The sequence below is a fragment of the Syntrophorhabdaceae bacterium genome (assembly GCA_028713955.1).
In the GTDB taxonomy this organism is placed as follows: Bacteria; Desulfobacterota; Syntrophorhabdia; order Syntrophorhabdales; family Syntrophorhabdaceae; genus UBA5609.
The window spans coordinates 1-6,885 of the sequence record JAQTNJ010000169.1; the positions used below are offsets into that span (position 1 = coordinate 1).

Consider the following 6,885-nt stretch of genomic DNA (forward strand, 5'->3'; position numbering starts at 1 on the left):
AGGTAAAAGAGAGCGAAGAGAAACTCAGAACCATTGCCGGCAGCGTCTACGAAGAGTCGCAAAGATATGATATCGACTACAGGCTTATACTGGCCGTCATGAAGGTTGAGAGCAACTTCAGGCACGACGCGATCTCCAGGAAAGGTGCGCGTGGGCTTCTCCAGGTAAAACCGTCCCTCGCGAGGTATATCTCGAAGACTTCAGACATACCCGTGAAGAACTCCAAATGCCTCTACGAACCTGAAAAAAATATCAAGATCGGCGTCAACTATCTTTCAAGGCTTATAGAAAGATTCGAAAACATCTATACAGCCCTCCATGCCTACAACGCCGGTCCGAGAAGGGTCAAGCGCAACACCTCTGGTGATGAAATACCGAACAATCGCTTCACAAAAAAGGTTATAAAAGAATATCAGAAGATTGCCAATATACTGCCCGACCCTGAAGCAGAGTAGATTCCCACAAGCAAATCTGTGAGTCGTAAGGGGTAATATGAGCTGTCTTTATTCCGGAAAGATCTTTCCCGGGTTGAGGATATTATTGGGGTCAAAAAGTTCTTTGATCCTTTTCATCGTTGCAATTACCTCAGAAGAGAGCTCCATGCCGAGATAGGCAGCCTTTGAAGTGCCTATGCCGTGCTCACCGGAGAGCGTGCCGCCGAGCCTTATCGTCTCTTCGAATATGGCTTCAACAGCCTTTTCCGCCTTTGCCCTGTCTTCCGGCGTGTCCTTGATCATGACGCTCACGTGAAAATTGCCATCCCCTGCATGGCCAAAACTCAGGATGGGCACGCCGAACCGCCTCTCCATCTCTTCAAGGGCCCGGATCAGCGTCGGAATATGTGAGCGCGGGACAACCACATCCTCTGCGATCTTGACCGGGTTGAGATTGTATGTCGCCTGGGAAAGAACCCGTCTTGCCTGCCAGAGCCTGTCAGCCTCCTGGGGGTCCTCGGTGACATCACACCGGATCGCCTTCTTATCGAGGACAATCCTGTTGACCTTTTCCACCTGCGGCCGTATCGATTCCCTGTCGCCGTCGACCTCGATGAGCAGCAATCCCCCTATTCCTTCAGGCAGTCCCATCGGAGATGCCTGCTCGCTGCATTTGATCGATGCCTTATCCATGAATTCAATCGTCGACGGGACAACCTTTGCGGCGATGATGGCCGAAACTGTCGCCGCGGCATCCTCGACCTCCTGGAACAGGGCAAGGATCGTGGCCTTTGCCTCCGGTAAAGGGATAAGTTTCATGATGATCTTTGTGACAACGCCGAGAGTCCCTTCACTCCCTACGAAAAGACGGGTCAGGTCATACCCTACAACACCCTTCATCGTTCTTACGCCTGTATTGATAATCTCCCCTGTAGGCTTCACTACCTCAAGTCCCAGCACATAATCCCTTGTGACGCCGTATTTCAACGAGTTCGGGCCGCCCGCGCACTCTGCGACATTCCCCCCGATACTCGAATATTTGAAAGAAGCCGGGTCAGGCGGGTAGAACAACCCGTATTTTGCCGCCTCCTGCTGCAGGTCAAAGGTAATAACGCCTGGTTCCACGGTCGCGGTAAGGTTTTCCGTATCGATCTCAAGGATCCGGTTCATCCTCGTAAAGACCAGTATAACCCCTCCATATACCGGGATGGAACCGCCGGTCAACCCGGACCCCTGACCCCTCGGGATCACGGGAAAACGGTACTGGTTGGCAAGTTTCAGTATCTTCGATACCTCTCCGGCGGACGATGGGAAGACGATGAGGTCAGGAACCACCCCCTCATTCCTTCCATCGTAGGAGTAGCACTTTCTTTCCTCCGGCGAGGCCAACACATTCTCTTTCCCGGCAGTCCTTATAATCTCTTCTATGATCTTGCCTTCCATATAGATCCTTTTAATCAACCATGAGCTTTCAGCAGTCAGCTATCAGCCCTTGAAACTCTGAATCCCGCTACTATTGAGATTGCCACGTCGCTTCGCTCCTCGCAATGACACAAAGGGTTTTCCAGCTCTTAGCTCTCTGCTCTTAGCTCTCTGCTCTCAGCTGAATACTGCCCCCGTCGCTGCTGAGGTAACAAGCTTTGCATAACGCGCCATGTAGCCCTCTTTTATCTTCGGCTCAGGGCGTTTCCAGACTTTCTTGCGTTTCGCAAGTTCCTTTTTATCGATACGGAGGCGTATGATCTTTTTCACGAGGTCTATCTCGATGGCATCCCCGTTCTTCACGAACGCGATGGGCCCGCCTTCCGCAGCCTCCGGCGACACATGACCTATACAGAGACCCCGTGTCCCGCCGGAGAACCTCCCGTCAGTGATCAGGGCACACACCGTATCGAGACCTCTGCCTGCAAGGATGCTTGTAGGGGTAAGCATCTCACGCATACCCGGTCCGCCTTTCGGTCCTTCATACCGGATGATGACCGCATCCCCTGCCCGTATCTTTCCCTCCATGATCGCCTTCCCTGCCTCTTCTTCACTGTCGAAGACCCTTGCCTTTCCTTCAAAATGCCAGAGGCTTTCCGACACCCCGATCCTCTTCACTATTGAACCTTGCGGCGCGAGGCTTCCTGTCAATACCGCAAGCCCGCCTTTTTCGTGATAAGGTGTATTGATATGGTGAATGACCTCATGATCTGCAACGCTGACCCCTTTCAGGATGTCACCGATTTTGTTTCCCGTCACTGTAATACATCTCTTGTTGATAAGGTTCCTCTTCGTCAATTCCTTCATGATCCCATAGACACCGCCTGCCTCGAAGAGGTCTTCGAGGTGGTGCGGTCCCGCCGGGCTCATATTACAGATATGAGGGACCTTTTCGGATATCTCGTCAAAGAGGGTCAGAGGCAGCGTAATCCCGCCTTCATTCGCAATCGCCGGGAGATGGAGCGCCGTATTCGATGAACCACCAAACGCCATATCGACCGTTATGGCATTTCGAAAGGCCTCAACGGTCATGATGTCCCTGGGCTTTACATCTCTTTTTACAAGATCTATGATCCTCTGTCCTGCTAGCTTGGCAAGCCTTATCCGTGCGGCGTGTACTGCCGGTATCGTCCCGTTTCCCGGCAGACCGATACCGAGGGCCTCTGAAAGACAGTTCATGGAGTTCGCCGTGAACATGCCCGCGCATGAACCTGCGCCCGGGCATGCGCATTCTTCGAGCATGTAAAGCTCATCGTCTGTCATGAGGCCGCCGGCTACCTTCCCTACCCCTTCAAAAACAGAGATAAGGTCCACCGCCTTTCCCCTGAAACGGCCTGCAAGCATAGGGCCACCGCTCACCACGATAGCCGGGATATTAAGCCGCATGGCTGCCATAATCATACCCGGTATGATCTTGTCACAGTTTGGAATAAGCACGATACCGTCAAAGGGATACGCCTTTGCCATCACCTCAACGGAATCACAGATAAGTTCCCTTGATCCGAGAGAGTATTTCATCCCTTCATGGTTCATCGCTATCCCGTCGCATATGCCGATCGTCGAAAACTCCATCGGCGTCCCGCCCGCCATCCTGATCCCATCCTTGACGGCCCGGGAAACCCTGTCAAGATGGATATGTCCCGGTATCAGCTCGTTTGCGGAGTTCGCTATGCCGATGATCGGTCTTTCTATCTCCCCGGTCGTATACCCCATTGCGTTAAAAAGACTCCGGTGCGGCGCCTTCTCAACACCCTTTTTCATTCTATCGGATCTCATCACCGTACCTCCCCTTAAATAAAAATATGATCCTTAATTAAAAATTAACAATTCACCACTAAGATATACAAGATTATTATACGGGGACTCACTTTGCAACAGAATATTATGGAGCGTAATGTACGATCACAAAAAATACTTTGCAAATAGTAAGTGATAGGGTAATCTGATTTTATGGGTAATCAATTAATAGCTATTGTAGATGACGAACCTGACATCCTTGAACTCGTCGGAGTTAATCTCAAAAAATCAGGATTTAAAGTAAAGGGGTTTTCTGAGGTAGAAAGTTTTTACAGATCCCTCCAGACCGGTTCTCCCGACCTCGTCATTCTCGATCTCATGCTCCCCGATGTCGATGGTTTTGAGGTATGTAAGTATCTGAAAAGTAAAGATAAATATTCTTCCATCCCTATTATCATGCTCACCGCAAAGACTGAGGAGACCGAAAAGATCCTTGGTCTCGAACTGGGTGCCGACGATTATGTAACCAAACCCTTTTCTCCCAGGGAACTCGTAGCAAGGGTCAAGGCAGTCTTAAGAAGACAGGAACGTAAAAAGGAAACGAAAAGGATCACAGTCAGGGGCATCCTTACGATCGACATGGAGAGATATGAAGTTGAGGTAACAGGGAAAAAGATCGATCTGACCACGACAGAATTCAAGATCCTGCATTTTCTTGCTTCAAATACAGGAAGGATCTATTCGAGGGACCAGATACTGGATTATCTGTGGGGAAGAGAAAAATTTGTCATAGACAGAACCGTCGATGTACACATCCGCCATCTCAGGGAAAAACTCGGTAATGCTGCACAATTAATTAAAAACGTCCGCGGTATAGGGTACAAGTTCGAAGAATGAAAAAAACGATATTCTTTAAGATATTTGGCGGTTATCTCATCATCATTATTATCCTCTCTGCCCTGATCCTTTCCTTTTCTTTCTCGATGATGCGCCATTACCATATCGAGACCGTTGCAAACAGTTTAAAGAATATGGCGATGGTACTCAGCACACAATTATCGCCCATGCTCAGCGATAACAACATGCAGAGGCTCGATGCCACTGTAAAAGAATCAGGACAAGAGATCCATACACGCATCACCGTCATAGCAGTTGACGGCAAGGTTCTCGCCGACTCAGAAGAAAACCCTTCAAAAATGGAAAACCACGGGACGAGGACAGAGGTTGCGCAGGCCCTTGAGGGCAATACAGGGAGATTTCTCAGAACAAGCAAGACATTAAAACAAGAGATGATCTATGTAGCAATACCGATTGTCAGTGGCAAGAAGACTATCGGTGTTTTAAGACTGAGCCAGTACCTGAAAGATATTCGTACGATAGTCAATCAGATCCGCCTTAAGATCTTACTGATAACATTCATCATTATCTGTATATCCATCCTCATCGCCTTCGTCTTTTCAAGAAACCTTTCAAAACCCTTGAAAGAATTGATTGCTGCCTCGGAAAGGGTCGCAAAAAAAGACTTCAACACAAAGGTCTTTCTGAAGAACAGAGGTGAGTTGAGAGACCTCGCTGAAAGTTTCAACTTCATGGTCAGCGAGATAAAACTGCTTGTTACGGAATTATCGCAACAGAAAGAAGAATGGGACAGTATGATGCTTTCACTCCAGGAGGGATTCTTAATATTGGACAGGAACGAAAAGGTTGTATTCTTCAATAACAGTTTACAAAAGATGATCCCTCAGAACCTTGAGGAAGGCAAGTTTTACTGGGAAGCAATCCGTGAACCAAAGTTAAGCGAATTAGTCAGGGATGTTCGTACAACACAACAGAACTGCATAAAAGAGATCGAGTTTAACAACAGTATCTTCTCCTGCGGCGCTACGTTTTTAAATTCACAGGAAGAGATAGCAATAGTATTCCATGACATTACGGATATGAGAAATCTGGAAAAGATCAAGACCGATTTTGTACAGAATGTTTCACATGAATTGAGAACTCCTCTTACTTCTATAAAGGGATTCATCGAAACTCTTGAAGATTCGGTAAAGGACGCGGAGCAGAAACGTTATCTTGATATTATCAGGCGCAACACCGACAGGCTGATCAACGTCATCAACGACCTTCTTCTGCTTTCAGAGCTTGAAGTAAGGGGGGCGGAACCTCAATATGAAAGAACGGGCCTGAAGACATTAATAGAAAACTCGATCAAGATCTTCGAGCGTCAGTTTGCGGAAAAGAATTTATCTCTTACCCTGAAGATCGATGCCGGAACACCGGACATCAAAGGGGACCCTTTCAAACTGGAACAGATGCTCATCAACCTTCTGGATAATGCCGTCAAATACACTGAAAAAGGCGGGATCTCCCTATCGCTTGAATCCGATCGGGCAACAGTAACATTCACCATCCAGGATACAGGGATCGGAATACCGGGCGACCATCTTTCAAGGATATTTGAAAGGTTTTATGTCGTTGACAAGTCCCGTTCCAAGAGGCTTGGCGGCACAGGATTAGGGCTTTCTATTGTTAAACATATTGTCATGCTCCACAACGGGAAGATAGACGTGGAAAGCACCCCTGGTACAGGAACAAAGGTCACCGTCATCCTGCCGCTGGACCCTTCTGAGCTCCCATGAAAGAGCAAAAATATATAACTTGCTTGAACCCGGGTAGTATAAAAATCCTATTTGTGGTACAATACTCTCAAATTACATAAAGGGGGCAAAGATGACAAAGAAAGAGACCAGGAAACGGGTAACTTTCAAATTGGAGAACCCTTCTGCCCGGGAGGTCCTTCTTGCCGGTTCTTTTAATGCCTGGAGCCCAGCAGCCAAGCAACTCAAGAAAGACAACAAAGGTGTCTGGAAAACCACAATGATGCTATCTAAGGGCGTCTATGAATACCGTTTCATAGTCGATGGCATATGGCAGGATGATCCTGAAAATCCTGAAAAAAGCATGAATGAGTTCGGATCACATAATTCTGTATTGAACGTATAATATTGAAAAATTGTATCAGACCTGTCAGACCCTTTTGGGTCTGTCAAGCTTCACTTTGGTAATCCTTCTTCCTTCGAGCCCCACCACAGTAAACCTGTGGATACCGTGGAGTATTATTTCTCCCCCTTTCGGTATCTCCTGTAGTTGCGTGAGGATAAAACCACCAAGCGTTTCGTAATCCGGAGATTCTGAAAGGTCCAGATTAAATCTATTGTTCAGGTCTCTTATT

General features: G+C 47.9%; 7 protein-coding genes. 4 read left to right on the top strand and 3 right to left on the bottom strand.

The annotated features are described in order from the left end of the window. The coding region (locus tag PHU49_12535; GenBank protein MDD5244833.1) for a lytic transglycosylase domain-containing protein at positions 1-455 on the top strand (455 nt) is incomplete at its 5' end. A gap of 48 nt (positions 456-503) precedes the next feature. Here the strand turns inward: PHU49_12535 and PHU49_12540 are convergent. Both PHU49_12540 and ilvD read right to left on the bottom strand, forming a co-directional pair. Next, positions 504-1,877, bottom strand: a complete 1,374-nt coding sequence (locus PHU49_12540; GenBank protein ID MDD5244834.1) for an FAD-linked oxidase C-terminal domain-containing protein — start codon at positions 1,875-1,877, stop codon at positions 504-506. 156 nt (positions 1,878-2,033) lie between these two features. Then, entirely contained in the window at positions 2,034-3,692 is a 1,659-nt protein-coding gene (ilvD, locus tag PHU49_12545) for a dihydroxy-acid dehydratase (GenBank protein ID MDD5244835.1), read from the bottom strand. Between the two features lie 174 nt (positions 3,693-3,866). Here ilvD and PHU49_12550 point away from each other — a divergent pair, with 174 nt between their 5' ends. From PHU49_12550 to PHU49_12560, 3 genes are all read left to right on the top strand, one after another. Beyond that, positions 3,867-4,550 (top strand): response regulator transcription factor, encoded by a 684-nt coding sequence (locus PHU49_12550; GenBank protein ID MDD5244836.1) that lies wholly within the window; start codon positions 3,867-3,869, stop codon positions 4,548-4,550. Continuing rightward, positions 4,547-6,292: an ATP-binding protein gene (locus tag PHU49_12555; protein MDD5244837.1), complete on the top strand. Its 1,746-nt coding sequence runs from the start codon at positions 4,547-4,549 to the stop codon at positions 6,290-6,292. Before PHU49_12550 ends, PHU49_12555 begins: the two co-directional genes overlap by 4 nt. A 91-nt stretch (positions 6,293-6,383) precedes the next feature. Continuing rightward, on the top strand, positions 6,384-6,656 hold the full coding sequence (locus PHU49_12560) for a glycogen-binding domain-containing protein (protein MDD5244838.1): 273 nt from the start codon (positions 6,384-6,386) through the stop codon (positions 6,654-6,656). A gap of 24 nt (positions 6,657-6,680) precedes the next feature. Here the strand turns inward: PHU49_12560 and PHU49_12565 are convergent. Then, positions 6,681-6,885: transporter associated domain-containing protein (locus tag PHU49_12565; GenBank protein ID MDD5244839.1), on the bottom strand; the 205-nt coding region annotated here is incomplete at its 5' end.

Excerpts from the sequence above, each read along its gene's own strand:
- ilvD (MDD5244835.1), bottom strand. The coding sequence starts at position 3,692 with ATGAGATCCGATAGAATGAAAAAGGGTGTTGAGAAGGCGCCGCACCGG.
- PHU49_12550 (MDD5244836.1), top strand. The coding sequence starts at position 3,867 with ATGGGTAATCAATTAATAGCTATTGTAGATGACGAACCTGACATCCTT.
- PHU49_12540 (MDD5244834.1), bottom strand. The coding sequence starts at position 1,877 with ATGGAAGGCAAGATCATAGAAGAGATTATAAGGACTGCCGGGAAAGAG.
- PHU49_12560 (MDD5244838.1), top strand. The coding sequence starts at position 6,384 with ATGACAAAGAAAGAGACCAGGAAACGGGTAACTTTCAAATTGGAGAAC.
- PHU49_12555 (MDD5244837.1), top strand. The coding sequence starts at position 4,547 with ATGAAAAAAACGATATTCTTTAAGATATTTGGCGGTTATCTCATCATC.